Origin of the sequence: Enterobacter cloacae complex sp. IR5412, assembly GCF_049237385.1 — a bacterium.
Taxonomy (GTDB): Bacteria; Pseudomonadota; Gammaproteobacteria; order Enterobacterales; family Enterobacteriaceae; genus Enterobacter; species Enterobacter intestinihominis.
In genome coordinates this window covers 177,636-202,723 of sequence record NZ_JBMKHQ010000007.1, presented here as the reverse complement: position 1 = coordinate 202,723, position 25,088 = coordinate 177,636, and the positions used below count along the sequence as shown (strand labels likewise).

The following is a 25,088-nucleotide window of genomic DNA, read 5'->3' as shown; positions in this document are numbered from 1 at the left end:
ACAATGTAATTGCGATGTCGCTTAGCTGCAATTTTAGTGTCACGAAAGTGTGCTGTTGTTAGGATTTGGTTTATAAAATCGGATTTTTGAATACAGTCGCATCGTGGCATACGGAGGCTGAGGTGGTGGCAGGGGGTAAAAAAACGCACTTCACGCCGCGGTATAAGACTAATGTAATAAACGCGGCGTGTTGTGGCAGAAAAAGGGGGACAATCAGGAGAGGAAATTAACGCCTTGTTTCAGCACCAGATCGCAGGCTTTCGTTTTCACCTGTTTCGCCAGAGATGAATTTCCAAGGGTGCTGAGGTTCAGCTGCTGACCATTTTGCGCGTTAAGCAGGCCCTGAATACCGTCCATATAGTTGGTGTCCGCTTTCTGCTCCTGGGTGTCCAGTCCCAGTTTACCCAACACCTGGTTTTTGATGTTTTCGGTATCGGTGACGGAAGCCAGTTTCTGCTTCGCGCAGTATTCCAGAATACCCGCGGCGTTGTTCATCGTTCCGGCACTCAGGCTTTGGGAGCTGTTGCCCAGCAGGCCGGTGAGGGACGAGGCTGACAGTCCGCCCTGGGACGTGCCGCTCTCTTTGGTTAACTCACTTGCTGCGCTGGAGAGCGACTCCTGCCATGATGCGGCCGGCGCTGCGCCAGTCACCAGCAGGGCGCCAGTAAGGATGCTGATAAGAAATTGTTTTTTCATAATGATTTACTCAACAAGGTCCGTTTTGGGCCAGAAGTGGGTTCAGTATATACCTCTGCTCTTCCGGCGCTCCCTGGAAATATCTTAATACTCTTTGCCGGTGACGCGGCTGCGGTAGCTGTCCCAGTCGAAGATGACGTACAGGCTGTTACCCAGCTTCATGCGATCCATCACCCGCTCGCCAAGAAGTCGGGTCATCTCGTCGATATTGTGGTTCGTCAACATACCGGTTGGGCGTTTTGACGACGAACGGCGATCGACAATCTGGTTGATGATCACTTTTTCGTAGCGGGACTCCGTCTGGACACCGATCTCGTCGATGACCAGCAAATCCACGTTACTTAAATCATTCAGCAACTGTTCTTCGCTGGTTTCGCGATTACTGAAGGTGTCTTTCATGGCGGACATAATATCGGCCACGGTGATAATCAGCACTGACTTCCCGCGCAGCAGCAGCTCGTTGCAGATAGCGGCGGCGAGGTGATTTTTCCCGGTGCCGGGTTTTCCGCTAAAGATGAAGCTGGCGATGTTGCCGTCAAATTCATCCACGTACTGGCGCGCCTGGTTAAGGGCGTTCATCTGCCCCTGAGACTCGACCTTATAATTCTCGAAGGAGCAGTTCTGGTGCAGAGGGCGAATGCCCGAGCGGTTAAAGGTGCGCTGCATTTTCATCGCGCGGTTTTCGCGGGCGAGGGCAGCCGCGCGAATTTTACCCTGCTCTTTTTGCCATGCCAGCAGCTCTTCACCGGTGGTGAAGGCGGGCTTCACGTTGGCAGGCATCATCTTCTGCAAACGTTTCATCAGGTCGCCGACGTTTTTCATTTCGCACCTCGGAATCCATCAGGGATTTTTTTGTCCGGTTCTGAAAAAGCATTGATATCACGTTTTGGCTGGCCGTTGTTGCTGGCGCGGTTGATTTGCAGACTGCGCGCGAATTTTTGCTGCCACTGAACATGGTGGAAGACTTTTCCTTCAGCTTGCCAGTATGCGGTAAAGGCTGCCAGCTCTTCCGGTGTTGCGGGCTGCGAGAGGGCTATTCCCCATAAGGCCGCCTGCCGCTGAAAATCGGCGTCCGGCTGCCAACCGGCGTACATGGGAAATTTCCCCATTGGAACGGCCACCGGGGCGCTGGCGGGTTCGTCAAAAAACTGATTATCCAGCATGACATCGCTCGCCGGGCGCGACAGCTTCTCTTCAATTTCCAGAAGCTGCGCCAGACGTTCCGGCGTGACCGCATAAAACGCCGGGGCGTTGTCGGCAAATACCGCGAGCGTGCCGCCTTCAGCGTGCGTCAACACACCGCGAGGATCGCGCATAAAGGCATCAATGCCAGCAATACTGGTGGTCAGAATTCTGGAGGACATAACACTTTCTCAACTGATTACTACGGGCGTGATTGAGGGTTATGGTAGCACAGAGAGAGGGGAGGAAAGGAGAGGATTTCCCCGGTGGCGTTACGCTTACCGGGGCTAAAATCACAGGGGCTGGTTACGCGATGATGTTCAGCGTCACGTCGATATTGCCGCGCGTCGCGTTAGAGTACGGACAGACGATGTGGGCCGCATCCACCAGTTTTTTGGCTTCCGCTGCGTCCATCCCTTCAACGTGGATGTTAAGCTTCGCTTCGATACCAAAACCGGTTGGCAGCGGGCCAATCCCTACTTCGCCTTCAATAAAGGCGTCTTTTGGCAGAGCGAATTTATCGCGTGCCGCAACGAACTTCATTGCGCCCAGGAAGCAGGCGGAGTAGCCCGCAGCGAACAGCTGTTCAGGGTTGGTTACGTCACCCCCCATGCCGCCCATCTCTTTTGGCACACCCAGTTTGACATCCAGAACGCCATCGGAAGACGTGGCGCGGCCATCACGGCCTCCGGTTGCTTTGGCTTTGGCAGTGTAGACAACTTTTTCTAAAGACATGGCAGGTTCCTCATCTTACGTTTATATGCGCTATTAAATAGCGCGCGATGTTTTAAGTTAAAATTAGACGCGTAAAGTACAGCCTTACGCGCGATGCAGCTGTTGGCGCAAACTTTCGAGCTGTTGCTTGAGCGCCAGCATGGTGTCGGTATCACACTGCGCTGCACAGCCCACGGCGTGGGGTATCGTCACGGCCTGCTGTTGCAGCGCCCGACCCGCGTCGCTCAGGGTGACGGCGACCTGACGCTCATCCTGACGGGAACGCTGGCGGAGGATCAATCCTGCGCTTTCCAGGCGTTTCAGCAGGGGAGTCAGCGTGGCGGAATCCAGGAATAGCCGCTCGCCAATGTCTGACACCGTAATATCATCCTGTTCCCAGAGCACCAGCATCACCAGGTATTGCGGGTAGGTCAGATTAAGCGGCGCCAGCAGTTGCCGGTACAGCTTGTTAAGCGCCAGATTTGCCGAATAGAGGGCAAAACAGAGCTGGTTATCCAGCAGAAGCGCGTTGGTAGTGTCGTTCGTTTTTGCGTCCATGAAATGAATATAGATAGTGCGCGATACAATTGCAAGCGATTTTATTATACGCGTGGACGTTTGCGGTAAAGCCATAAGCCGGGGATCGACAGGCCGATGGAGAGCGCACCCACGATCGACGAGGCTTTAAGGAAGTTGCTCAGGAGCAGGATCATCTGGGGTTCGCTGTAGCCAAAATGGCTGATTTTGACGGCGGAGATCATCGCCGTATAGGCTGAAATGCCCGGGAACATAGGAATCACTGCCGCCACGGTGAATACCTTCGGGTGCGCCAGATACCAGCGGGACCACTGAATACCGATGCTGCCAACCAGCATGGAGGCGATAAACGTCGACCATTCAATATTAAAGCCCGCTGTCATCATGATCATACGAGAGCCGTGGCCAATGGCACCCAGCAGCGCACACCAGGGTAATGCACGCTGTGGGACGTTAAACACCATCGCAAAACCAACGGCGGGAAGGGCAGACAAGAGCATGTCCTGTGCCAGTGCGAGCATAAAATCCATCACGCCCATCCGCGTAACCCCCAGAGTGTCATGGCCATTACCACCCCGATACAGGTCGCCAGCGTCAGCAGGCTGGCTATCGCCCAGCGCGCCAGACCGGTGTTGATATGGCCTTTGAACATATCAGCGACGGCATTAATTAAGGGAAAACCTGGCACCAGCAGCAATACGCTGGCGGCCATCGCAATAGTAGGCGTGCTGGCGAAGTAGGGCTGGCGCAAAAGCAGGCCGGATACGGTTGTCGCCACAAATGCCGTGATGCAGAAGTTAATTTGCGGATGTAGCTGTCTGTGCGTCAACAGCTGGCGGACATACATTGCGATGCTGCTGGCAAAGAAGGTCACGACAGCGCCGTCCCAGCCGCCCGCGTTGAGCTTGCAGAAGCAGGCGCAGGACAGTCCCACCATCAGCACAACCAGCCAGCGCGGATACCGGAGGGGTTTGATTTGATTGAAACGTTTTTCTATCTCCCGGAGATCGAGCAGCTTGTGTTCAGCAAGGATCACGATGTGCTGCACTTCCGTCACGACGTGCATGTTAATGCCGCGGTCATGATTTTTACGGGTGGAGGTCAGGCACTGTCCGTCTTTAATGGTGGTCAGCACAATGGCATTTGACGAGATGGAACTCTCAACGCTGTCCATCCCCAGCGCCAGCCCAAGGCGTGTGGAGAGCTCTTCGACGAGGGCGCTTTCTGCGCCGTGCTGTAAGAGAAAAAGCCCGCACTGAATACATAGCCGCGTGGTGGCACGTTGCGTAGACCGATCTGCCTGCATGAAACGCCCTGAAGAGAAGAGAGATTGCTTACTTTTAACACAAAGTGCAGGGCCCTTTGCGCTGGGCCAGATCAACATTTGTGCGATCAGTGGCGCGATGGGGGCGGAGGAAAGACAACATTGTTATTTATTTAATGAATGTGAAATTAGGATTTATAAAAACAATATATTAAGTATTTCTAATTTCATATTTTCGATCTTTTCACGCAATTTGAATTAAATTTAAATGGTCTTTATGCGATATTAGGCCTGTATTGGGCGTTTCTTAACCCATGTGATATTTGTTCTATTTTGCGAGTATTAACCCGTTTGTACTTCGGAATGCAAACGTGTTTAACCTTGCAGGGTTAGTTCGTTCTTAAATAAAGAATTCATGACAGGGAGGGTCTATGTTGCCATTGAATGGTAAACACGGAGTGGTGATCAGCAGAGTACCGGTTATGCAAAATGGGTTAGGTGGCGTCATGTCGCGTCATTTTCCCGATTTTGAGATAACGTACTGCCGTTCGATGCAGGAGTTGACGTTATTACAATTGCGTCGCGCTGGGGTCGTTATTGCCGATATTTCGGGTGAGTATCGTAATCCACGCGGCACGCTTGAGCAATATTATGGGTTAATGAATCAGTACCGGGATATTCACTGGATATTCCTCGTTTCGCGCCCCCTTTATCCACTTGCAGTAGAGCTTCTTATGCGTCCGGAAAGCACGCTGCTTTCGGATATGGAACCCATTGAAGGCGTAATTAACGCTATTCGCGCGGGGAGTGAACGTGCCGAGCGAATAAGCCAGACGTTATTGATACCGGAAAATCCTGATATTGAAGAGGAGAGTGAGCAAATGATTGCGCTTACCCACTCTGAACGCAAGGTGTTGCGTTTGTTAGGTAAAGGTTGGGGAATCAACCAAATAGCCACGCTACTTAATAAAAGTAATAAAACGATCAGTGCACAGAAAAACAGTGCAATGCGTCGCTTATCACTTCGCAGTAATGCCGATATGTACGCGTGGATAAGCAGTACCCAGGGAATGCGAGAACTCAGTTTAATGTCGGCTTATGGAGAGTTTGAGGAATGGAAAAGACCACTGCAACAAAACATATCGCCGTCATCGAAAGCTGCTCAATGAGCGCTATGGGGCTGAAGCATCTTTTTGCGATGCCCGCCCTGAGCCATTACCAGGTGCACCTGTTTGCCAGATTTGACAACTTCAAAGCGGCGCTCTCGGAAATCTCATTCTTTGCCGTAATTTATTCATTGTCCGATGAGCGTGAGGAGCGGCGAAACTGTCTGGCCTGTTTGCGGGATCTCACCTTCACCCACAGCGACGTCAAGCGTATCGTGCTGGCCTCTGATGAAATGGAGGCGAGACTGGTCAGCCATCTTTCGCCTTCTCGCTTACATGGAATTATCAGTAAATCGGTTCCGCTGAAGCAGTTAATGGAGGGGCTGGAGACATTACTCAGCGAAACGCATCACGTGAACGACAACGTGTACAATCACTGGTGTGTGAGCCAGCATCGTATGCTAAGCCCAACTGAAAGGGCGATTCTGCGATATATGTCATCGGGTTTTTCGATCCCTGAAATTGCGGCACAGCTTGAACGCAATATCAAAACCATCCGGGCGCATAAGTTTAACGCAATGGTAAAACTGGGCGTCAATTCTGATGTGGGATTACTGGATGCGGCAGATATCCTGGCGCATCTCCCGGTCAGGGAAATACGCCGTTCCGCTCTCACCGTTCCTTCTTTCTCGTAGTGTTAAGTGATGCGCCAGAATTTTTCTGGCGCAACGTTCAAATACAGACATCAACCCATTTCGCTGCGGTCAGTTCCGCCATTCTGTCGGGCGATATACGCACCGCACTGTGGATGGCGCCCGCTGCGGGTAACACTTCGGCGTACTGTTTTAAAGTGATGTCACAGTAAACAGAGAGCGGATTTTCCAGTCCAAAAGGGCAGACGCCGCCAACAGGATGACCCGTCAGGGTTACTACCTCATCGCAGCTGAGCATGCGGGCTTTTGCGCCGAATGTCTCTTTGAGCTTTTTGTTATCCAGACGCGCATCGCCTTTTGCAACCACCAGAATCACATCATTTTTAATTTTCAGTGACAGCGTTTTGGCAATTTGGCCGGGTTCAACGTTGTGCGCGGCAGCAGCAAGGGCAACAGTCGCTGTGCTTTGGTTAAGCTCGATGATTTCTATATCCGAAGCGTGTTCGGCGAAAAACTGCTGTACAGACTGCAAACTCATTGATTCCTCCTGACAAATATCTTCCGTAATCTGTCATAAGAATTTAGTCGCTGTAAATATCCCTTAAGTAACAAATATCCGTCAGGGGCGATTTCTGGATCGCCTTCACATTCACAGAAACCGGTTACAGTAACCGGTTGCAGAGCGTGATGCAGAGATTAATACTGAGTGTGTAACTTCCCCTGTATCTAATAATAAGAGCTAATTATGAAACCATTCCGTTTGAGCAGTACCGCAGGTACACGATCCGGCAAGGTTGTGACGCTGATGTATGGAACAACGTGTGACGTGAGAACGTCCGAAACGAACGTCTGACAGGAGATCTGCTATGTCTGCCAACCATGCTGCATTTAATCTGATTTTCCGCTTCGTTGAAAATTATGTCAGCCCTATTGCCGGGCGCATCTCTTCCCAGCGTCACGTTATGGCGATTCGTGACGGGTTCATCTCGGCAATGCCGTTTATGATTGTCGGGTCGTTTTTATTAGTGTTCGCTTACCCACCTTTTTCGCCAGATACCACCTGGGGCTTTGCTCGCGCCTGGCTGGATATGGCGAAGCAGTTTGAAGGTCAAATTCTGACGCCGTTTGATATGACGATGGGGGTGATGTCCCTCTATATCTGTGCGGCTATCGCCTACAACCTGGGCAAACATTACGTTAAAACCCATCAGCTGGATCCGTTCATGTGTGCGATGCTGTCGCTGATGGCGTTCCTGCTGGTCGCCGCCCCTAAAACCAAAGGCGCCTTACCGGTTGATAGCCTTGGAGGCACCGGGATTTTCACCGCGATCCTGGTGGCGATTTACTGCGTTGAGATGATGCGTTTCCTGAAAGCACATAATATCGGGATCCGCCTGCCAGACCAGGTTCCGCCGATGATCAAAAACTCGTTTGACCTGCTGATCCCGGTGCTGGTGGTGGTGCTGACGCTCTATCCGCTGAGTCTGTTGATCCAGTCGCAGTTCGGTATGCTGATCCCACAGGCCATCATGTCGATATTCAAACCGCTGGTCTCTGCGGCGGACTCGCTGCCAGCGATCCTGCTGGCGGTGCTGATTGGCCACCTGCTGTGGTTTGCCGGGATCCACGGCGCAGCGATTGTCTCGGGTATGCTGCAAATGTTCTGGCTGACGAACCTGGGGGCGAACCAGACCGCGCTGGCGGCGAGCCTGCCTTTACCACACATCTTTATGGAAGCCTTCTGGACGTTCTTTATTGTGATCGGTGGGTCAGGAGCGACGATGGGGCTGGTGTTCTGTTACCTGCGTAGCCGCTCCGCGCACCTGCGCTCCATTGGACGCCTGAGCGTGGTGCCAAGCATTTTCAATATCAATGAACCGGTGATTTTTGGTACGCCGATTGTGATGAACCCGGTGTTCTTTATTCCTTTCCTGCTGGCGCCGATGGTCAATGCCGTGCTGGCATGGGCAGCGATGAAGTTTGATCTGATTGGCCGCGTGATTTCCGTTGTGCCGTGGACGGCACCGGCTCCGGTTGGTGCCGCCTGGGCGCTGGGCTGGGATTTCCGTGCAGCCATTCTGGTGCTGGTTTTGGCCTGCGTTTCCGCCATTATCTATTTCCCGTTCTTCAAGGTGTACGAGAAACAGTTGCTTCAGCAGGAAGCGGAAGAAGCACAGCGTAATGGGGAAGAGGAAAATCAGCAGGTAGCCTAGATAAAAGCAAAACGGCAACGCAGGTTGCCGTTTTTAGTGTTTGTTCCCTCTCTCTGCGGGTTTCAGGCAGGGCCAGACTACTTAAGCGTGCAATCGCCGCACTGCTGGACATCCGGCAGACGGTAGCGCTGACAGCAGGTACGACGCACCAGAAGTCCCTCACGCGGAACCACGGTGCGGTAAAGAGGGTTATCCCGCCCATCCGACAGCTGTCTGGCAAAGAAACAGCTCTGACGCAGCGCATCCACTTTCTCGTCGCCGAGCAGCGGCTTCATCTCCGTTAAATACCAGTGGATAAGATACCCGGTATTACTCCAGATCAGTTTGCCGTTGATCTCCCCCGTCGCTTCCAGCGCATCAATGACCGGAACCAGCGCTCTTGTAATCAACCGTTCCATACGCGCCTGCGCTGACAGGTGACTCGCGCTCGGATCTTCGTGTACATCAATCCAGAAACAGGCGGCGCGTCCGGTCTCATGGAATTCGACGTGGAAATGTTCCGACGAGAGATCGAGCATCGTTTCCTGGGTCAACAGGGCCAGCATGACAGGCGGCACCATTAGCCCGATATACCATTGTGCCCAGAGGGAAAGCAGCGGTTTATTTTCCCGCGCCAGCGTCGGTTGGTTACGATAAATATGGTCGGAATAGGTTGCCAGCAGTGACCGCAGCTCGGCAGGTCGTTGCCACTGAGTCAGCGTCAGAGCATGATGCGGCGGTGCTTCATCCAGTTTGATGAAATCCAGCAGATGGGCGCGTGTTACGGCGATTTTTTCCCGAATGGCATCCGCAAGCGTCGTTTCTCCGGCGGAGAGTGGAGCTCGCCAGAGCAGTGGCTCAACGATGTGTGCGGTACGAGTCGCCATAGTGTGGATTACAAATCTAAATGATAATGATTGCCAATCCTAACTATAGATAAAACCGAGCGCAAGCGTTTTATCCTGGCGCTGTGAAGGCGGTTTCAGGCGATATGAAGCTCGTTGCTCAGCAGAATGCTGTTGCGTCCCATATGCTTGGCTTCATAGAGGGCTTTATCGGCTTTCGCCAGTGCGCCATCAACGTCTTCACCTTCGAACATGGCTATGCCAATGCTGATGGTCACGTTAGTGGCGACGCTTTCGTTAAACATGTGGGGGATTTTGAGATCGTAAACCTTCTGACGTATGCGTTCAGCTGTCTGGCGCGCTTGCTCCAGTGGGATGTTACTTAACAGCACCATAAATTCTTCCCCGCCAAACCGGGCGACAACATCGCGTGAGCGCACGGCGTCGCGGATCGCAGCCGAGACCCTGATCAAGGCCTGATCGCCCATCATATGGCCGTAATGATCGTTGTAGGCTTTGAAATGGTCGATATCCATCAGCAGCACAAAGTGCTCGCCAGCGTCAGGCCTGGGGAGGTTCTCAAGCCGGCTTTGCAGCCCGCGACGGTTATATAGGCCGGTGAGCGGGTCCATCATGCTGAGATCGGTCAGGGTTTCACGCTCTTCGAGCAGTTCGGAAAGCAGCTCCTGGGCGAAACGGTCATTACGCCGCTGAAGAACATGATGGATACCAATGGCGACCACCGGCAGCGCGAAAAAATAGGCCATTCTCAGCCAGTTTTCGGACGGGCTAAGCCACAGGCAGGATATAAAAGCGGGAAATGAATGTAACGTAAAGGCTTTAATATTACTGGCGAAAGCCAGAGACCCTATAAAAAGCACTGTTAATAGCGCCATCATTAAATAGGTTGCGTGATCGTGCGTTATTAACAGAAATTTTGAGACGATCTGCCATGCCCATAAAAACCCAAAAATAGCTGAAACAGCAGGGATATTTATTTTTCGCGTGCTATTTTTCCAGTGCCAGATAAGTAAGCCAGTGCTGGCAGTCAATACGGCAAACAGGGGGACTGATAACACACGAACGGAATAGAGAGGGTTTGTTATCGAGAACAATGCTGATGCAGCGTTCAGAAATAAAAATAAACGTAAAGAAAGCTGATATTTCTTGTTGACTAAGGACAGCCAGGATTGTGATGTCATATGCGTGCGTTTTTATTAAAACTCAATTAAAACAATGAGCAAGGTGTTGTTATGTATTATTGGTCGCTACAAAATTGAATTTTTATTATCAGAAAAACGTTATCGGAAGTTAACAGGTGGGCAATTTATCACCTTACACATTCTCTGTCATTATGGGAAAGCAATTGCTGGCGCAATTTCTTACGTCGCATGCTGACAAGTGATAATTACTATCATATGATACTGGTTATCATTATCAGTGCGAGAGGTGAAACCATGTTGAGCAAAGCGCTGGGAAGTGGGTGGGGAATATTGCTGCCTGGTTCCATTATCGGTGGGCTGATGTTTGCCGATCTTCCCATTGATATCTGGAAAGCAATGATTGTTTCGGGCTTGCTGGTGACATCCGCGATGATCTGGCACAAACAGTTACGGCATTACGTGCTGTTGCCATCATGCGTTGCGCTAATCAGTGGACTGCTGGTGATTCTGATGAGTTTGAAATAAAAGGGAAAAACAAGAGGTACTGCTGAAGGGATGTAAGATAATTGGTGCGAGGGGGGGGACTTGAACCCCCACGTCCGTAAGGACACTAACACCTGAAGCTAGCGCGTCTACCAATTCCGCCACCTTCGCACAGTCATCTTACTGGTTTGATATCGCCTCGTTGGTGCGAGGGGGGGGACTCGAACCCCCACATCCTAAGGACACTAACACCTGAAGCTAGCGCGTCTACCAATTCCGCCACCTTCGCCCAGTGCGAGCAATATCAACGTGATTTATGGTGCGAGGGGGGGGACTTGAACCCCCACGTCCGTAAGGACACTAACACCTGAAGCTAGCGCGTCTACCAATTCCGCCACCTTCGCATACCATCAACACTGTAAAAGTATCGTAACCACGGAGGCGCATTCTAGATGTTTTCAGCTTTACGTCAACAGAAAATTGCGCACGTTGTTTTGATTGCTGCAAAAATGGGCGATGGCAGCGTCAGCCATCGCCGGGCAGGGGAATTACTTTTTCGCCTGGCGCGTCATCACGGTGCGATACACCTTAAAGCGGCCTGTCTGGGCGATCACTTCGTGGAAGCCGAAGGTTTCATCCAGCACTTTCGGATACGCCAGGAAGGCATTCGCCACAATACGTAGCTCACCGCCGCTGTTAAGGTGACGGGTTGCGCCACGGATCAGCGTTTGCGCCGCTTCAAGGCTGGTCTCCATCCCGTCGTGGAACGGCGGGTTAGAGATGATCATGTCAAAGCGACCGGTCACGTCGGAGAAGACGTTACTGGCAATCACTTCGCCTTCAATGCCGTTCGCAGCAAGCGTGGCGCGGCTGGCTTCTACCGCCGGGGCGCTCACGTCACACAGGGTTAAACGCACTTTTGGTGAGTGGCTGGCGAGAACCGTTGACAGCACGCCCGCGCCACAGCCGACGTCCAGCACCTTGCCCTTGGTGTGCGGCGTCAGGGTGGACAGCAGCAGCTTGCTGCCCGTATCAAGCGCGTCACGGCTAAACACACCCGGCAGGGTTTTAATGGTCAGTCCGTCAAGCTGGTACTCGTCCCAGAAGGTGTTGGCATCAAAAGTGGTCTGTTTTTCCAGACGGCCATGATACAGGCCGCAGCGTCGGGCGCTGTCGATTTTCGTCAACGGCGCGTAGCCTTCGAGCATCTGCTCTGCGCTTCGCACCCCGCTGCGGTTCTCACCGACGACAAAAATATCGCAGCCGACCGGCAGCAGAGAAAGCAGGTTCATCAGCTGGAACTGGGCTTCCGGTTTGTTCTTCGGCCAGTAGTAAATGAGCGTATCGCAGTCAGCAATATCGCTCTGCTCCGCCACCAGGCTAAAGCGTGCGCGCTCGCCCATCTGGCGGCTCAGCACCTGCCAGTGGTGGTAGTATTGGGTGTGGGCACGGCTTTCAGCACAGTCGAAACGTGCGGGCAGGTCATCCTGCATATCTCCGGCAAACAGAATACGGCTTTCTTCGAAATCATCACTGTGACGCAGCAAGACTTCACTTGCCGGGGTAAATGCAGACATGAATTGTTCCTCAATAAACTCAGGCGGGGATTATAGTAGGTAGATGGCGCAGTTTCGACACATTTGCTATATTTGCGCGCCTGAGAGACAGGAGTTTTCGCTATGACATCCCGACGAGACTGGCAGTTGCAGCAACTGGGCATCACCCAGTGGGCTTTGCGTCGCCCGACGGCGTTGCGGGGCGAAATAGCCATCTCCATCCCTGCGCATGTCCGCCTGGTGATGGTGGCAGAAGTGCCGCCTGCCCTGAACGAACCCCTGATTGAGGATGTCCTTCGCACCCTGAAGGTGACAAACGATCAGGTATTACAGCTGGCGCCCGAAAGCGTCGCGATGCTTCCCCCTGACAGCCGCTGTAACAGCTGGCGAATCGGGGCGGTGGACGAGCTACCTCTTGAAGGAAGCCAGATCAGCTCGCCAGCGCTGGACGAACTGAAAGCCAACCCAAAAGCGCGTAGCGCGCTATGGCAACAAATTTGCGAATATGAACACGATTTCTTCCCTCACGACGGCTGACCTGGCCACCGCGTTCGCGATTGAAACACGCGCCCATGCCTTTCCGTGGAGCGAAAAGACGTTTGCCAGCAATCAGGGCGAACGCTATTTAAATCTCCGCCTGGACGTTGACGGTGCGATGGCCGCGTTCGCCATCACGCAGGTCGTTCTGGACGAGGCGACGCTGTTTAATATCGCGGTCGATCCCGCTTACCAGCGCCGCGGGCTGGGCAGGGAGCTGCTTGAGCACCTCATTCGTGAGCTGGAAACCCGTGACGTTTTCACCCTGTGGCTGGAGGTGCGCGCGTCCAATGTCGCCGCCATCGCGCTCTATGAAAGCTTAGGCTTCAACGAGGCGACTATCCGCCGTAACTACTACCCCACCGCAGAGGGACGTGAAGACGCCATTATCATGGCTCTGCCGATTGGATAACGAAAATAAGGTTGTAACGATGAAATGGGACTGGATTTTCTTTGATGCCGACGAAACGCTGTTTACGTTTGACTCGTTCGGCGGCCTACAGCGGATGTTTCTCGACTATAGCGTGACGTTCACCGCGGAAGATTTTCAGGACTATCAGGCGGTGAACAAGCCGCTGTGGGTGGATTACCAGAACGGAGCCATCACCGCGTTACAGCTTCAGCATCAGCGTTTTGACGTCTGGGCTGAACGGTTAAACATCAGTCCTGGGGTGCTGAACGAGGCCTTCCTGAATGCGATGGCAGATATCTGCGCGCCGCTGCCCGGCGCCGTTTCTCTGCTGGATTCGCTGAAAGGGAAGGTGAAGCTTGGGATCATCACCAACGGCTTTACCGCGCTTCAGCAGATCCGCCTTGAACGCACTGGCTTGCGCGATCATTTCGACGCGCTGGTGATCTCCGAAGAGGTAGGCGTGCCGAAGCCGGATCCGCGTATTTTCGATTATGCGCTGGCGCAAGCGGGCAATCCTGACCGCGATCGCGTGCTGATGGTGGGGGATACGGCAGAATCTGATATTCTGGGAGGTATGAGATCGGGCCTGTCGACCGTCTGGCTGAATGCGCATGGCCGCACGCTGCCGGAAGGCATCGAGCCGACCTGGACCGTAACGTCATTGAACGAACTGGAGCAGCTCCTGTGTAAACAATGATTGCCTGCCCCCTGTTGATGGGTAAAATAGCCGCATTTTTCGTATTCCATGATGCGCGGCCTGCTGCCGCGCTTACCTAAGAAGAATTGATTATGACGTTGTCTCCTTATCTGCAAGAGGTGGCCAAACGCCGCACTTTTGCCATTATCTCGCACCCGGATGCCGGTAAAACGACCATCACCGAGAAGGTGTTGCTGTTCGGACAGGCGATCCAGACCGCGGGTACCGTTAAAGGCCGTGGCTCCAGCCAGCATGCTAAATCCGACTGGATGGAGATGGAAAAGCAGCGTGGTATTTCGATTACCACCTCCGTGATGCAGTTCCCGTATCATGACTGCCTGGTGAACCTGCTGGACACCCCGGGGCACGAAGACTTCTCCGAAGATACCTACCGTACCCTGACGGCCGTGGACTGCTGCCTGATGGTGATCGACGCCGCGAAAGGTGTTGAAGATCGTACCCGCAAGCTGATGGAAGTCACTCGTCTGCGCGATACGCCGATCCTTACCTTTATGAACAAACTCGACCGTGACATCCGTGATCCGATGGAGCTGATGGATGAAGTGGAAAACGAGCTGAAAATCGCCTGCGCGCCAATCACCTGGCCGATTGGCTGCGGCAAGCTGTTCAAAGGGGTTTACCACCTCTATAAAGACGAAACCTACCTGTATCAGACCGGTAAGGGCCACACTATTCAGGAAGTCCGTATCGTGAAAGGGCTGGACAACCCGGAGCTGGACGCCGCTGTCGGTGAAGAGCTGGCCGCGCAACTGCGCGATGAGCTTGAGCTGGTCAAAGGCGCCTCTCACGAGTTCGACAGAGAGCTGTTCCTGAGCGGTGACATTACCCCGGTCTTCTTCGGTACTGCACTCGGCAACTTCGGCGTTGACCATATGCTCGACGGTCTGGTTGAGTGGGCCCCGCAGCCGATGCCGCGTAAAACCGACACCCGCGTAGTAGAAGCGAAGGAAGAGAAGTTCTCCGGCTTCGTCTTTAAAATTCAGGCCAACATGGACCCGAAACACCGCGACCGCGTCGCCTTTATGCGCGTGGTTTCCGGTAAGTACGAAAAGGGCATGAAGCTGCGTCAGGTGCGTATTGGTAAAGACGTAGTGATCTCCGACGCGCTGACCTTCATGGCGGGCGACCGTTCGCACGTGGAAGAAGCCTATCCGGGTGACATCATTGGTTTACACAACCACGGTACCATTCAGATCGGCGATACCTTCACGCAGGGCGAGATGATGAAGTTCACCGGTATCCCGAACTTCGCGCCGGAACTGTTCCGTCGCATTCGCCTGCGCGATCCGCTTAAGCAGAAGCAGCTGCTGAAAGGCCTGGTCCAGCTTTCGGAAGAGGGGGCTGTACAGGTGTTCCGCCCTATCGCCAACAACGATCTGATCGTGGGCGCGGTGGGTGTGCTCCAGTTTGACGTGGTAGTTGCCCGTCTTAAGAGCGAGTACAACGTGGAAGCGATTTACGAATCGGTGAACGTGGCGACCGCGCGCTGGGTTGAATGTTCAGACGTGAAGAAATTCGAAGAGTTTAAGCGTAAGAACGAAGTTCAGCTGGCGCTGGACGGTGGCGATAATCTGACCTATATCGCCCCGACTATGGTTAACCTGAACCTGACGCAGGAACGTTATCCCGACGTTCAGTTCCGCAAAACGCGCGAGCATTAATTCCCTCACAGAGCACGGCAGCCGCCGTGCTCTTCTTTAATTCCAGTGTTATTAAACCCTTGCGGAATGTTCTTAATTCAACGTAATTTTTCGCTATTCGTTCGTTTTTTCCCCAATTCTGAATGCACCCCTCTGATTGTGATCTATATTTAACTCAGTGTTTAGCACCGGGCGTGGATGAATTAACTGTTCAATGCATGTCCACTGGTTCTCCATTTCGCCCGTGTGTTAATTCGCAATATATAAAACCAAGATTTAGGGAAGTATGTCGCCCAAATAACGGGCAAAACACAGGAATAAATCGATGAATATGACAAGACTGAAGATTTCTAAAACTCTGCTGGCTGTAACGTTGGGTAGTGTCCTGGTAAGCGGTTCTGCTCTGGCGGAATCCAGCACCATGGATAAAGCGCAAAATACCGCTAATACCGCAGGGGAAAAAATCGATAGCTCTATGAATAAAGTCGGTAATTTCATGGATGACAGCTCTATCACAGCAAAAGTGAAAGCCGCACTGGTGGATCATGAATCCATTAAGAGCACCGATATTTCTGTTAAAACCGACAACAAGGTTGTCACTCTGAGCGGTTTCGTTGAAAGCCAGACTCAGGCTGAAGAGGCCGTTAAAGTAGCGAAAGGCGTTGAGGGCGTAAGCTCTGTAAGCGACAAACTGCACGTACGTGACAGCAAAGAATCGTCGGTGAAGGGCTATGCCGGAGATGCAGCAACTACCAGCGAAATCAAAGCTAAACTGTTAGCTGACGACATCGTGCCATCCCGTATGGTGAAAGTTGAAACCACCGATGGCGTGGTCCAGCTGTCCGGTACGGTTGAGAACCAGGCACAAAGCGATCGTGCCGAGTCAATTGCGAAAGCTATTGATGGTGTGAAAAGCGTCAAAAACGATCTGAAAACGAAGTAAAGCAGTACCACTCGCCCGTCTGGCTGAAAACCGCGGGCGAAATAAAAACGACTCTGGAAAAGCCGGTGAGTGACCTGAGCGCTCACGTTTAGCGGCCGACATTAACTATGGTAAAGGAGAGGCTTATGTTTCGTTGGGGCATTATATTTCTGGTTATCGCGTTAATTGCCGCCGCATTGGGCTTTGGTGGACTGGCGGGTACCGCGGCATGGGCAGCGAAAATTGTTTTCGTCGTCGGTATTATTCTGTTCCTGGTCAGCCTGTTTACGGGTCGACGTCGCCCGTAGCAAACGCAATAGTTATTAAACAAACTCAAGCCAGTCCTCGTGACTGGCTTTTTCTCGTTTGAGAACCATCGGGAATGTGCGTTACTGTGTCTCATCAAAATAATGAAAACAGGAAGGCAGAGGTGGGGCAACGAATTCCCGTGACGCTCGGCAATATTGCGCCGCTGACGTTAAAACCGTTTCATGCAGGCCAGCTTGCGCTGGTCTGTGAAGGAGGCGGGCAGCGCGGTATTTTTACCGCCGGCGTGCTCGACGAATTTATGCGCGCGCAATTCAACCCGTTCGATCTCTACTTCGGTACCTCTGCCGGGGCGCAGAACCTCTCCGCCTATGTCTGCAACCAGCCCGGCTATGCGCGCAAAGTGATTATGCGCTACACCACCTCCAAAGAATTCTTCAATCCGGTACGCTTCGTGCGCGGCGGGAACCTGATCGATCTCGACTGGTTACTGGATGCCACCTCCAGCCAGATGCCGCTGGCCATGGATACCGCGTCACGACTGTTCGATACCGGCAAAGCGTTCTGGATGTGCGCCAGCCGTGGCGATGACTATTCGCCGGGTTACTTTTCGCCGCAGAAAGAGAACTGGCTGGATATCATTCGCGCTTCCAGCGCGATCCCGGGTTTCTACCGTACCGGCGCGCTGCTGGAGGGGATAAACTATCTTGACGGCGGTATCAGCGACGCGGTGCCGGTACAGGAGGCCGCGCGGCGCGGGGCGAAAACCATTGTGGTGATCCGCACGGTACCTTCGCAGATGTATTACACCCCACAGTGGTTTAAGCGGATGGAACGCTGGCTGGGCGACAGCAGCCTGCAACCGCTGGTGAATATCGCGAAGCAGCATGAAACCACCTACGGCGCGATGCAGCGTTTTATTGAAAAACCACCGGGCAAGCTGCGCATCTTTGAAATTTATCCGCCGAAGCCGCTGCTGAGCATGGCGCTGGGCAGTCGGCTGCCTGCGTTGCGTATGGATTACAAAACGGGGCGGCTATGCGGGCGTTACTTCCTGGCGACCGTCGGGAAAATGCTGGCCGAGCAACCGCCTCTTCATCGGCATAAAAGCATCATATTGCCACCCGCTAGTGTGGCCAATGACGCGGTGGCGATGCCGCTGGTGGACGCGCCGCAGGCCAACGACGGCATACTCGATAACGAGGACCTGGCGTGACGCACTCTTTTATCGATACCCATTGCCACTTTGATTTCCCGCCGTTTAGCGGGGTGGAAACATCAAGTATTGCGCGTGCGGCTGAGGCCGGTGTGAGAGCCATTATTGTGCCCGCTATTGAAGCGGCGAGATTCGAGAAAGTCCTGGCGCTTGCCCAGGGTCACGATGCGCTGTATGCCGCGCTGGGTCTGCATCCGATCGTGATTGAGCACCATCTTGATGACCATCTCGACAGGCTGGATGCCACGCTGCAAAACGCGGATACGAAGCTGGTTGCCATCGGTGAGATCGGCCTCGATCTCTATCGTGAAGATCCGCAGTTTGAACGCCAGCAGACGATCCTGGATGCGCAGCTCCGGCTGGCAAAGCGCCACGATCTGCCGGTGATCCTCCACTCCAGGCGCACCCATGACAAACTGGCGATGCACCTGAAGCGCATCGACGTGCCGCGCAGGGGCGTGGTCCATGGTTTCGCTGGAAGCCTTCAGCAGGCGCAGCGTTTTATCGAGCTGGGCTATAAAATTGGTGTCGGTGGCACTATCACCTATCCGCGTGCCAGCAAAACCCGGGATGTGATGGCGCAGCTCCCCCTGTCTTCGCTCCTGCTGGAAACGGATGCCCCTGACATGCCGCTGAATGGTTTTCAGGGCCAGCCCAACCGTCCGGAGCAGGCGGCGCGCGTTTTTGATGTGCTGTGCGAGCTGCGTCAGGAGCCTGAAGATGTGATTGCCAGCGCGCTGCTGGAAAATACCCGCGCGGTCTTCGGCATCACGCTATAGATAAAGGGCCGGGCGGATCACCGTGATCTGCTGTCGTTCCAGGGCCTGCGCCAGCGGCTCGATGTCCTCCGGCGTGGCGCTCCGCCATCGCGCCGCCTCCCCGTAAACCCCATGGGCATGAAACGCGTTGATCCGCACCGGAACGTTCCCCAACGCGTGGATAAAAGCGGTCAGCGATGACAGATGTTGCAGATAATCACACCGATCGGGGATCACCAGCAGGCGCAGCTCCGTCAGGCGATGACGATCGGCCAGCCAGCGGATGCTCTGCTTGATCAGCGTGTTTTCGCGCCCGGTCAGAAAACGGTGATGTTCATTGCCCCAGGCTTTCAGATCCACCATCGCGCCGTCAAACACCGGTAACAGCTTTTGCCAGCCGGTTTCGCTTAACAGGCCGTTGCTGTCCACCAGGCACGTCAGATGGCGCAGGGACGGATCGGCTTTGATCGCGGTGAACAGCGCAACCACAAACGGCAGCTGCGTGGTGGCCTCACCCCCGCTGACGGTCACGCCCTCAATAAACGGCGCGGACGTGCGGATCCGTGAGAGGATCTCCTCGACGCTGTATCGCTGCGCCATCGGCGTCGCCTGCTGCTGACACAGGTGCAGGCAGGTATCGCACTGCTGACAGTGACTCTCCTGCCACCAGACGCGCCCGGCCTGAATCGTCAGCGCATCATGAGGACAGTGGGGAACACAGTCGCCGCAGTCGTTGCAGCGCCCGATGGTCCACGGGTTGTGGCAGGTTTTGCAGCGCAGGTTACAGCCCTGGAGGAACAGCGCCAGGCGGCTGCCCGGCCCGTCCACGCAGGAGAAGGGAATAACCTGACTAACTAAAGCGCATCTGCTGTTCATGGCTTATCACGCGTGGCTGACGTTCCAGAATACGGGTATTGCGCGCGGCCTCCTCGCCGAGCCAGGTGGTGTTGGTGCGCGAGCCGGCCTCCCGATATTTCTCCAGATCGGAGAGCCGCACCATATACCCGGTGACGCGCACCAGGTCGTTTCCGGCCACATTCGCGGTGAACTCACGCATACCGGCGTTGAACGCTCCCAGGCACAGCTGCACCACCGCCTGAGGATTGCGTTTAACCGTCTCATCCAGGGTGAGAATATCGCTGATCCCCGAATGATAGTGTTTATGGTGCGGGGCTACGGCCAGCAGGTGGCTGATGGGATCTGGCTCGTCACCGTACGGCAGACGCGCCCCCGGCGTGGTGCCTGAATCAGAACTGATCCCTGACTGCGCGTGCAGCATCGCGCGGTGCTGCCAGCCGTGTTTCACCGGCGTGTTTTCAACGAACGCCGCCAGCTGTTCACTGATGCGGTAACCCAGCGCATTGGCCTGCTCGTTTTTACCGTACCGTCCCGTAATGCCTGCTTTCTCGCACAGCACGTTTACCGCTTCGGCCAGACCGTACATGCCAAACATCGGTACAAAACGATCGGCATCAATCAGCCCCTCTTTCACCAGGAAGCTATTCTCAAAGAAGCCGGATTGTTCATATAAAAAATCGCAGCGCGCATTGATGATCGCGATTTGTTGCTGGCAGTAGTGGGGAAGGGTACGGGTGAAAAAGTCTTCCGGTGAGCGGCTGTGCTCCGCAATCGCTTTCAGGTTAAGGCGCACCAGCGTGCTACCGCCGCCCGCCAGCGGCAGGGAGTTGTAACAGCTCACCACGCCATAGCGACCTTTTGTGAAAATTTTATCATTCACCGGGCCATTGGAAATATGCGGCTTACTGCACTCACAAATGTTTTTCGCCACGCTCAGCAGCAGATCGTCAGGGGTGACGTCCGGGTCGTAAATAAAGGTCAGGTTCGGCGCGACCTGCTTCAGCTCTGCGTCCGCTCGCAAAATGGCACGCGTGACGGGCGTATCCGCCGGGCCGATATTGGCATGCATAAAGGCATCGGGCAGGGTTCTGTCCAGGTAACGCCAGAAACGTTTTATTCGGCTATCGATTTCATCCTGTGTTAGAATTTTAACATATGGGTTGAGTATCTCATCGAGCTGACCCAGATAGACTGGCATTGATGTGACGGACGGAACATGGTGATAAAGGATAGTGAGCAGTGAGAGGGCATCATCCAGATCTTTCGCCCCTTCCAGCTCCAGCCATTCTGAGCCGTTAGCCAGAAATTTAGCGTAGTCCGGCAGCACGTAGCGCGGTTTGTAAGGTGCATGACCTTCGAACATGTCGCAGATGTATCCCTCGTCCAGCGCGGCGCGGGCCGCCTCTGGCAGAGCGGGATAGAACAGATTGTTCTCCGCTTCCAGCGCCAGAAAATGACGTTTTTGTTCCGGGGTTAACACCGGGCTGGTCACAATGTGCTGGCATCGTTGTTGCAGGGCGTCGGGCATGTTCAACTTCCTTGAGGGTTCTGCGGATGGTGAACGAATTGTAAGAAGCCAGCCTGCCGGGGCTTTTGATCCGACAGGGGGCATCGCTGCTTTTGTCGGCGGTTGACGCATGAAAGTTTGAAGAAGATCTCATTACAGTAATGCAAATTTGCACACAGTTTTCATTAACTGTGATGAATGTCGAAGTGTGGATGCGGGTGAATGTTAGAATACTCACAGACCCGCAAGGTAAAATTTATACGGCACTGCCGTTGGAGAATGTTATGACCGATTTAACTGCAAGCAGCCTGCGCGCGTTGAAACTGATGGACCTGACCACCCTGAATGATGACGACACCAATGAAAAAGTCATCGCCCTGTGCCATCAGGCAAAAACGCCAGTGGGTAATACCGCCGCCGTCTGTATCTACCCGCGCTTTATCCCGATTGCCCGCAAAACGCTGAAAGAACAGGGCACGCCGGACGTGCGCATTGCGACCGTGACTAACTTCCCGCACGGTAATGACGACATCGAGATCGCGCTGGCGGAAACCCGCGCGGCGATTGCGTACGGCGCAGACGAAGTTGACGTGGTATTCCCGTACCGCGCGCTGATCGCCGGCAACGAGCAGGTCGGTTTTGACCTGGTGAAAGCCTGTAAAGACGCATGTGCGGCGGCAAACGTGCTGCTTAAAGTGATCATCGAAACCGGCGAGCTGAAAGAAGAGGCGCTGATTCGTAAAGCGTCTGAAATCTCTATCAAAGCGGGCGCGGATTTCATTAAAACCTCTACCGGTAAAGTGCCGGTCAACGCGACTCCGGAAAGCGCGCGCATCATGATGGAAGTTATCCGTGATATGGGCGTGTCCAAAACCGTTGGCTTCAAACCGGCAGGCGGCGTGCGTACCGCAGAAGACGCGCAGCAGTTTCTGGCGATTGCCGACGAGCTGTTCGGCGCCGACTGGGCGGACTCCCGCCACTACCGCTTCGGCGCGTCCAGCCTGCTGGCCAGCCTGCTGAAAGCGCTGGGTCACGGTGACGGTAAGAGCGCAAGCAGCTACTAAGTTTGAATTGCCGGGTGGCGCTACGCTAACCCGGCCTACAGGATCGTAGGGCGGGTCAACATACCCGCCGCCATTCACCCGATTCCGCATGGAGGTTACCGTGTTTCTCGCACAAGAAATTATTCGTAAAAAACGTGATGGTCATGCATTAAGCGACGAAGAGATCCGCTTCTTTATCAACGGCATTCGTGATAACACCATCTCTGAAGGGCAGATTGCGGCTCTGGCGATGACCATTTTCTTCCACGATATGTCGATGCCTGAGCGCGTGTCCCTGACCATGGCGATGCGAGATTCAGGAACCGTTCTGGACTGGAAAAGCCTTAACCTCAACGGCCCGATTGTGGACAAACACTCCACCGGCGGTGTGGGCGACGTGACCTCCCTGATGCTTGGCCCGATGGTGGCAGCCTGCGGCGGTTACATCCCGATGATTTCCGGGCGCGGCCTGGGTCATACCGGCGGTACGCTCGACAAACTGGAAGCCATTCCGGGCTTCGATATCTTCCCGGATGACAACCGCTTCCGCGACATTATTAAAGACGTTGGCGTGGCGATTATCGGCCAGACCAGCTCTCTTGCGCCAGCAGACAAGCGTTTCTACGCGACGCGTGACATTACCGCGACCGTAGACTCCATCCCGCTGATCACCGCCTCTATCCTCGCCAAAAAGCTGGCGGAAGGGCTGGACGCGCTGGTGATGGATGTGAAAGTGGGCAGCGGCGCGTTTATGCCGACCTATGAACTCTCTGAGGCGCTGGCTGAAGCGATCGTTGGCGTTTCCAACGGCGCGGGCGTGCGCACCACCGCACTGCTGACGGACATGAACCAGGTGCTGGCGTCCAGCGCCGGTAACGCCGTTGAAGTCCGCGAGGCCGTGCAGTTCCTCACAGGCGAATACCGTAACCCGCGCCTGTTCGATGTCACCATGGCGCTGTGCGTTGAGATGTTAATCTCCGGCAAGCTGGCCAAAGACGACGCTGACGCGCGCGCGAAGCTTCAGGCGGTGCTGGACAACGGCAAAGCGGCGGAGATCTTTGGTCGGATGGTGGCGGCGCAGAAAGGCCCGACCGACTTCGTGGAAAACTACGCGAAATACCTGCCCACCGCGATGCTCAGCAAAGCGGTCTATGCGGACAGTGAAGGCTTTGTCTCGGCTATGGATACCCGCGCGCTCGGCATGGCGGTCGTGTCTATGGGCGGCGGTCGTCGTCAGGCATCGGACACCATTGATTACAGCGTCGGCTTTACCGATATGGCCCGTCTGGGCGACAGCGTTGACGGCCAACGTCCGCTGGCGGTGATCCACGCGAAAGACGAAGCCAGCTGGCAGGACGCGGCGAAAGCGGTGAAGGCGGCAATAACTCTTGACGATAAAGCACCGGAAACCACACCGACGGTCTATCGTCGTATCACTGAATAGCGGTATACTGATCTGATCGCATTTTTATGAAGCACTAAGTACGGAGAACAATTATGAAACGTGCATTTATTATGGTGCTGGACTCATTCGGCATCGGCGCAACCGAAGATGCAGAACGTTTTGGTGACGTGGGTTCCGATACCCTGGGTCACATCGCGGAAGCCTGTGCAAAAGGCGAAGCGGACAACGGTCGTAAAGGCCCTCTGAACCTGCCAAACCTGACCCGCCTCGGGCTGGTAAAAGCGCATGAAGGTTCTACCGGTAAAATCGCAGCCGGTATGGACGGAAACGCGGAAGTGGTGGGCGCCTACGCGTGGGCGCACGAGCTCTCTTCCGGTAAAGATACGCCGTCCGGTCACTGGGAAATCGCTGGCGTGCCGGTGCTGTTTGACTGGGGTTACTTCTCCGATCACGAGAACAGCTTCCCGCAGGAGCTGCTCGATAAGCTGGTGAAGCGCGCCAACCTGCCGGGCTACCTCGGCAACTGCCACTCTTCCGGTACCGTGATTCTGGATCAGCTCGGCGAAGAGCACATGAAAACCGGCAAACCGATTTTCTATACCTCTGCTGACTCTGTGTTCCAGATCGCCTGCCACGAAGAGACGTTTGGCCTGGATAAACTGTACGAGCTGTGCGAGATCACCCGTGAAGAGCTGACCGAAGGCGGCTACAATATTGGCCGTGTTATCGCGCGTCCGTTTATCGGCGACAAAGCGGGTAACTTCCAGCGTACCGGCAACCGTCACGATCTGGCCGTGGAGCCACCGGCGCCGACCGTGCTGCAAAAACTCGTCGACGAGAAAGACGGCCAGGTCGTTTCCGTAGGTAAAATCGCGGACATCTACGCTAACTGCGGCATCACCAAAAAGGTCAAAGCGACCGGTCTGGATGCGCTGTTCGACGCCACCATCAAAGAGATGAAAGAAGCGGGCGACAAGACCATTGTCTTCACCAACTTCGTGGACTTCGACTCCTCCTGGGGTCACCGTCGCGACGTTGCCGGTTATGCCGCGGGTCTGGAGCTGTTTGACCGCCGTCTGCCAGAGCTGATGGAGCTGGTGGGGGAAGATGACATTCTGATCCTGACCGCTGACCATGGCTGTGACCCGACCTGGACCGGTACCGACCACACCCGTGAGCACATTCCGGTGCTGGTGTACGGCCCCAAAGTCAAACCGGGCTCGCTGGGTCACCGTGAAACCTTCGCGGACATCGGCCAGACGATTGCGAAATACTTTGGTACGTCTGACATGGAATATGGCAAGGCTATGTTCTAAACGGATTGGGTGAGGCCTGATGCCCTCACCCCGACCCTCTCCCACAGGGAGAGGGAGAACAGAATGTAGGCCGGGTAAGGCGCAGCCGCCACCCGGCA

At 54.4% G+C, this 25,088-nt stretch carries 28 protein-coding genes and 3 tRNA genes; 15 read left to right on the top strand and 16 right to left on the bottom strand.

The annotated features are described in order from the left end of the window. Positions 1–213 precede the first annotated feature (213 nt). The 7 genes from ACOTX2_RS14985 to ACOTX2_RS14955 all read right to left on the bottom strand — a co-directional run bounded on the left by ACOTX2_RS14985 (position 214) and on the right by ACOTX2_RS14955 (position 4,435). On the bottom strand, positions 214–696 hold the full coding sequence (locus ACOTX2_RS14985; protein ID WP_032625373.1) for a DUF2501 domain-containing protein: 483 nt from the start codon (positions 694–696) through the stop codon (positions 214–216). Between the two features lie 84 nt (positions 697–780). Beyond that, a complete protein-coding gene (gene dnaC, locus ACOTX2_RS14980; protein WP_003856580.1) occupies positions 781–1,518 on the bottom strand; it encodes a DNA replication protein DnaC in 738 nt (245 codons plus the stop codon). Then, the gene (gene dnaT, locus ACOTX2_RS14975; protein ID WP_023299265.1) at positions 1,515–2,060 is read right to left on the bottom strand and encodes a primosomal protein DnaT; all 546 of its coding nucleotides are present in this window, start codon (positions 2,058–2,060) and stop codon (positions 1,515–1,517) included. The genes dnaC and dnaT overlap by 4 nt, the downstream gene beginning before the upstream one ends. Positions 2,061–2,184: 124 nt before the next feature. Beyond that, complete coding sequence (locus ACOTX2_RS14970) at positions 2,185–2,613, bottom strand: organic hydroperoxide resistance protein (RefSeq protein ID WP_063148258.1); 429 nt, start codon at positions 2,611–2,613, stop codon at positions 2,185–2,187. Positions 2,614–2,697: 84 nt separating this feature from the next. Next, complete coding sequence (locus ACOTX2_RS14965; protein WP_022646966.1) at positions 2,698–3,150, bottom strand: MarR family winged helix-turn-helix transcriptional regulator; 453 nt, start codon at positions 3,148–3,150, stop codon at positions 2,698–2,700. A gap of 44 nt (positions 3,151–3,194) precedes the next feature. Beyond that, positions 3,195–3,668, bottom strand: a complete 474-nt coding sequence (locus ACOTX2_RS14960) for a threonine/serine exporter (protein WP_032621429.1) — start codon at positions 3,666–3,668, stop codon at positions 3,195–3,197. After that, on the bottom strand, positions 3,659–4,435 hold the full coding sequence (locus ACOTX2_RS14955; protein ID WP_032625377.1) for a threonine/serine ThrE exporter family protein: 777 nt from the start codon (positions 4,433–4,435) through the stop codon (positions 3,659–3,661). Before ACOTX2_RS14955 ends, ACOTX2_RS14960 begins: the two co-directional genes overlap by 10 nt. A 389-nt stretch (positions 4,436–4,824) precedes the next feature. On the opposite strand from ACOTX2_RS14955, the gene ACOTX2_RS14950 reads away from it, so the two are divergent. Further along, complete coding sequence (locus tag ACOTX2_RS14950) at positions 4,825–5,562, top strand: helix-turn-helix transcriptional regulator (protein WP_022646969.1); 738 nt, start codon at positions 4,825–4,827, stop codon at positions 5,560–5,562. Then, positions 5,559–6,194, top strand: coding sequence for a DNA-binding transcriptional activator BglJ (gene bglJ, locus ACOTX2_RS14945; RefSeq protein ID WP_032625381.1), 636 nt, complete (start codon positions 5,559–5,561; stop codon positions 6,192–6,194). The genes ACOTX2_RS14950 and bglJ overlap by 4 nt, the downstream gene beginning before the upstream one ends. A 37-nt stretch (positions 6,195–6,231) precedes the next feature. Here the strand turns inward: bglJ and ACOTX2_RS14940 are convergent, their stop codons facing one another. Then, complete coding sequence (locus ACOTX2_RS14940; RefSeq protein WP_063148257.1) at positions 6,232–6,690, bottom strand: YbaK/EbsC family protein; 459 nt, start codon at positions 6,688–6,690, stop codon at positions 6,232–6,234. 328 nt (positions 6,691–7,018) lie between these two features. Here ACOTX2_RS14940 and ACOTX2_RS14935 point away from each other — a divergent pair, with 328 nt between their 5' ends. Further along, positions 7,019–8,365 carry a PTS cellobiose transporter subunit IIC gene (locus ACOTX2_RS14935; RefSeq protein WP_006810218.1) on the top strand — a complete coding sequence of 449 codons (1,347 nt, stop codon included), beginning with the start codon at positions 7,019–7,021 and terminating at the stop codon, positions 8,363–8,365. Positions 8,366–8,442: 77 nt separating this feature from the next. Here the strand turns inward: ACOTX2_RS14935 and fhuF are convergent, their stop codons facing one another. After that, a complete protein-coding gene (gene fhuF, locus ACOTX2_RS14930; protein WP_022646974.1) occupies positions 8,443–9,231 on the bottom strand; it encodes a siderophore-iron reductase FhuF in 789 nt (262 codons plus the stop codon). A gap of 95 nt (positions 9,232–9,326) precedes the next feature. Then, positions 9,327–10,391: a GGDEF domain-containing protein gene (locus tag ACOTX2_RS14925; protein WP_063148256.1), complete on the bottom strand. Its 1,065-nt coding sequence runs from the start codon at positions 10,389–10,391 to the stop codon at positions 9,327–9,329. A gap of 216 nt (positions 10,392–10,607) precedes the next feature. On the opposite strand from ACOTX2_RS14925, the gene ACOTX2_RS14920 reads away from it, so the two are divergent. Further along, positions 10,608–10,877 carry a DUF1435 domain-containing protein gene (locus ACOTX2_RS14920; RefSeq protein WP_006810214.1) on the top strand — a complete coding sequence of 90 codons (270 nt, stop codon included), beginning with the start codon at positions 10,608–10,610 and terminating at the stop codon, positions 10,875–10,877. A 42-nt stretch (positions 10,878–10,919) separates the two neighbouring features. Here ACOTX2_RS14920 and ACOTX2_RS14915 read toward each other — a convergent pair. From ACOTX2_RS14915 to rsmC, 4 genes are all read right to left on the bottom strand, one after another. Next, positions 10,920–11,006 (bottom strand) — tRNA-Leu (locus ACOTX2_RS14915). Positions 11,007–11,038: 32 nt separating this feature from the next. Continuing rightward, positions 11,039–11,124: transfer RNA gene (locus ACOTX2_RS14910), tRNA-Leu, on the bottom strand. 28 nt (positions 11,125–11,152) lie between these two features. Continuing rightward, positions 11,153–11,239 (bottom strand) — tRNA-Leu (locus tag ACOTX2_RS14905). A gap of 144 nt (positions 11,240–11,383) precedes the next feature. After that, entirely contained in the window at positions 11,384–12,412 is a 1,029-nt protein-coding gene (gene rsmC / locus ACOTX2_RS14900) for a 16S rRNA (guanine(1207)-N(2))-methyltransferase RsmC (RefSeq protein ID WP_032625390.1), read from the bottom strand. Between the two features lie 102 nt (positions 12,413–12,514). On the opposite strand from rsmC, the gene ACOTX2_RS14895 reads away from it, so the two are divergent. The 8 genes from ACOTX2_RS14895 (at position 12,515) to ACOTX2_RS14860 (ending at position 18,882) form a co-directional block, all read left to right on the top strand. Continuing rightward, a complete protein-coding gene (locus ACOTX2_RS14895; RefSeq protein WP_048965864.1) occupies positions 12,515–12,928 on the top strand; it encodes a DNA polymerase III subunit psi in 414 nt (137 codons plus the stop codon). Beyond that, positions 12,897–13,340 carry a ribosomal protein S18-alanine N-acetyltransferase gene (rimI, locus tag ACOTX2_RS14890; RefSeq protein WP_032625392.1) on the top strand — a complete coding sequence of 148 codons (444 nt, stop codon included), beginning with the start codon at positions 12,897–12,899 and terminating at the stop codon, positions 13,338–13,340. Before ACOTX2_RS14895 ends, rimI begins: the two co-directional genes overlap by 32 nt. 19 nt (positions 13,341–13,359) lie before the next feature. After that, positions 13,360–14,037 (top strand): pyrimidine 5'-nucleotidase, encoded by a 678-nt coding sequence (gene yjjG / locus ACOTX2_RS14885; RefSeq protein WP_022646980.1) that lies wholly within the window; start codon positions 13,360–13,362, stop codon positions 14,035–14,037. Between the two features lie 92 nt (positions 14,038–14,129). Next, on the top strand, positions 14,130–15,719 hold the full coding sequence (gene prfC / locus ACOTX2_RS14880; protein ID WP_046619833.1) for a peptide chain release factor 3: 1,590 nt from the start codon (positions 14,130–14,132) through the stop codon (positions 15,717–15,719). Positions 15,720–16,023: 304 nt separating this feature from the next. Then, positions 16,024–16,641, top strand: coding sequence for a molecular chaperone OsmY (gene osmY / locus ACOTX2_RS14875; RefSeq protein ID WP_022646982.1), 618 nt, complete (start codon positions 16,024–16,026; stop codon positions 16,639–16,641). A 125-nt stretch (positions 16,642–16,766) separates the two neighbouring features. Continuing rightward, positions 16,767–16,928: a DUF1328 domain-containing protein gene (locus tag ACOTX2_RS14870; protein ID WP_003856556.1), complete on the top strand. Its 162-nt coding sequence runs from the start codon at positions 16,767–16,769 to the stop codon at positions 16,926–16,928. A gap of 122 nt (positions 16,929–17,050) precedes the next feature. Then, positions 17,051–18,103 (top strand): patatin-like phospholipase family protein, encoded by a 1,053-nt coding sequence (locus ACOTX2_RS14865; protein ID WP_023299272.1) that lies wholly within the window; start codon positions 17,051–17,053, stop codon positions 18,101–18,103. Then, positions 18,100–18,882 carry a TatD family hydrolase gene (locus ACOTX2_RS14860; protein ID WP_063146394.1) on the top strand — a complete coding sequence of 261 codons (783 nt, stop codon included), beginning with the start codon at positions 18,100–18,102 and terminating at the stop codon, positions 18,880–18,882. The genes ACOTX2_RS14865 and ACOTX2_RS14860 overlap by 4 nt, the downstream gene beginning before the upstream one ends. Here the strand turns inward: ACOTX2_RS14860 and ACOTX2_RS14855 are convergent. Further along, a complete protein-coding gene (locus ACOTX2_RS14855; RefSeq protein ID WP_046619840.1) occupies positions 18,877–19,737 on the bottom strand; it encodes a YjjW family glycine radical enzyme activase in 861 nt (286 codons plus the stop codon). The two genes, ACOTX2_RS14860 and ACOTX2_RS14855, sit on opposite strands and share 6 nt — an antisense overlap. Continuing rightward, positions 19,712–21,247, bottom strand: coding sequence for a YjjI family glycine radical enzyme (locus tag ACOTX2_RS14850; protein WP_063843837.1), 1,536 nt, complete (start codon positions 21,245–21,247; stop codon positions 19,712–19,714). Before ACOTX2_RS14850 ends, ACOTX2_RS14855 begins: the two co-directional genes overlap by 26 nt. 263 nt (positions 21,248–21,510) lie before the next feature. On the opposite strand from ACOTX2_RS14850, the gene deoC reads away from it, so the two are divergent. From deoC to deoB, 3 genes are all read left to right on the top strand, one after another. Beyond that, positions 21,511–22,290, top strand: coding sequence for a deoxyribose-phosphate aldolase (gene deoC / locus ACOTX2_RS14845; RefSeq protein ID WP_003856543.1), 780 nt, complete (start codon positions 21,511–21,513; stop codon positions 22,288–22,290). Positions 22,291–22,390: 100 nt separating this feature from the next. Further along, positions 22,391–23,713: a thymidine phosphorylase gene (gene deoA / locus ACOTX2_RS14840; RefSeq protein ID WP_023299277.1), complete on the top strand. Its 1,323-nt coding sequence runs from the start codon at positions 22,391–22,393 to the stop codon at positions 23,711–23,713. 53 nt (positions 23,714–23,766) lie between these two features. Further along, a complete protein-coding gene (gene deoB / locus ACOTX2_RS14835; RefSeq protein ID WP_063148254.1) occupies positions 23,767–24,990 on the top strand; it encodes a phosphopentomutase in 1,224 nt (407 codons plus the stop codon). Positions 24,991–25,088 lie beyond the last annotated feature (98 nt).

Excerpts from the sequence above, each read along its gene's own strand:
- ACOTX2_RS14985 (WP_032625373.1), bottom strand. The coding sequence starts at position 696 with ATGAAAAAACAATTTCTTATCAGCATCCTTACTGGCGCCCTGCTGGTG.
- dnaC (WP_003856580.1), bottom strand. The coding sequence starts at position 1,518 with ATGAAAAACGTCGGCGACCTGATGAAACGTTTGCAGAAGATGATGCCT.
- dnaT (WP_023299265.1), bottom strand. The coding sequence starts at position 2,060 with ATGTCCTCCAGAATTCTGACCACCAGTATTGCTGGCATTGATGCCTTT.
- ACOTX2_RS14970 (WP_063148258.1), bottom strand. The coding sequence starts at position 2,613 with ATGTCTTTAGAAAAAGTTGTCTACACTGCCAAAGCCAAAGCAACCGGA.
- ACOTX2_RS14965 (WP_022646966.1), bottom strand. The coding sequence starts at position 3,150 with ATGGACGCAAAAACGAACGACACTACCAACGCGCTTCTGCTGGATAAC.
- ACOTX2_RS14960 (WP_032621429.1), bottom strand. The coding sequence starts at position 3,668 with ATGGGCGTGATGGATTTTATGCTCGCACTGGCACAGGACATGCTCTTG.
- ACOTX2_RS14955 (WP_032625377.1), bottom strand. The coding sequence starts at position 4,435 with ATGCAGGCAGATCGGTCTACGCAACGTGCCACCACGCGGCTATGTATT.
- ACOTX2_RS14950 (WP_022646969.1), top strand. The coding sequence starts at position 4,825 with ATGTTGCCATTGAATGGTAAACACGGAGTGGTGATCAGCAGAGTACCG.
- bglJ (WP_032625381.1), top strand. The coding sequence starts at position 5,559 with ATGAGCGCTATGGGGCTGAAGCATCTTTTTGCGATGCCCGCCCTGAGC.
- ACOTX2_RS14940 (WP_063148257.1), bottom strand. The coding sequence starts at position 6,690 with ATGAGTTTGCAGTCTGTACAGCAGTTTTTCGCCGAACACGCTTCGGAT.
- ACOTX2_RS14935 (WP_006810218.1), top strand. The coding sequence starts at position 7,019 with ATGTCTGCCAACCATGCTGCATTTAATCTGATTTTCCGCTTCGTTGAA.
- fhuF (WP_022646974.1), bottom strand. The coding sequence starts at position 9,231 with ATGGCGACTCGTACCGCACACATCGTTGAGCCACTGCTCTGGCGAGCT.
- ACOTX2_RS14925 (WP_063148256.1), bottom strand. The coding sequence starts at position 10,391 with ATGACATCACAATCCTGGCTGTCCTTAGTCAACAAGAAATATCAGCTT.
- ACOTX2_RS14920 (WP_006810214.1), top strand. The coding sequence starts at position 10,608 with ATGATACTGGTTATCATTATCAGTGCGAGAGGTGAAACCATGTTGAGC.
- rsmC (WP_032625390.1), bottom strand. The coding sequence starts at position 12,412 with ATGTCTGCATTTACCCCGGCAAGTGAAGTCTTGCTGCGTCACAGTGAT.
- ACOTX2_RS14895 (WP_048965864.1), top strand. The coding sequence starts at position 12,515 with ATGACATCCCGACGAGACTGGCAGTTGCAGCAACTGGGCATCACCCAG.
- rimI (WP_032625392.1), top strand. The coding sequence starts at position 12,897 with ATGAACACGATTTCTTCCCTCACGACGGCTGACCTGGCCACCGCGTTC.
- yjjG (WP_022646980.1), top strand. The coding sequence starts at position 13,360 with ATGAAATGGGACTGGATTTTCTTTGATGCCGACGAAACGCTGTTTACG.
- prfC (WP_046619833.1), top strand. The coding sequence starts at position 14,130 with ATGACGTTGTCTCCTTATCTGCAAGAGGTGGCCAAACGCCGCACTTTT.
- osmY (WP_022646982.1), top strand. The coding sequence starts at position 16,024 with ATGAATATGACAAGACTGAAGATTTCTAAAACTCTGCTGGCTGTAACG.
- ACOTX2_RS14870 (WP_003856556.1), top strand. The coding sequence starts at position 16,767 with ATGTTTCGTTGGGGCATTATATTTCTGGTTATCGCGTTAATTGCCGCC.
- ACOTX2_RS14855 (WP_046619840.1), bottom strand. The coding sequence starts at position 19,737 with ATGAACAGCAGATGCGCTTTAGTTAGTCAGGTTATTCCCTTCTCCTGC.
- ACOTX2_RS14850 (WP_063843837.1), bottom strand. The coding sequence starts at position 21,247 with ATGCCCGACGCCCTGCAACAACGATGCCAGCACATTGTGACCAGCCCG.
- deoC (WP_003856543.1), top strand. The coding sequence starts at position 21,511 with ATGACCGATTTAACTGCAAGCAGCCTGCGCGCGTTGAAACTGATGGAC.
- deoB (WP_063148254.1), top strand. The coding sequence starts at position 23,767 with ATGAAACGTGCATTTATTATGGTGCTGGACTCATTCGGCATCGGCGCA.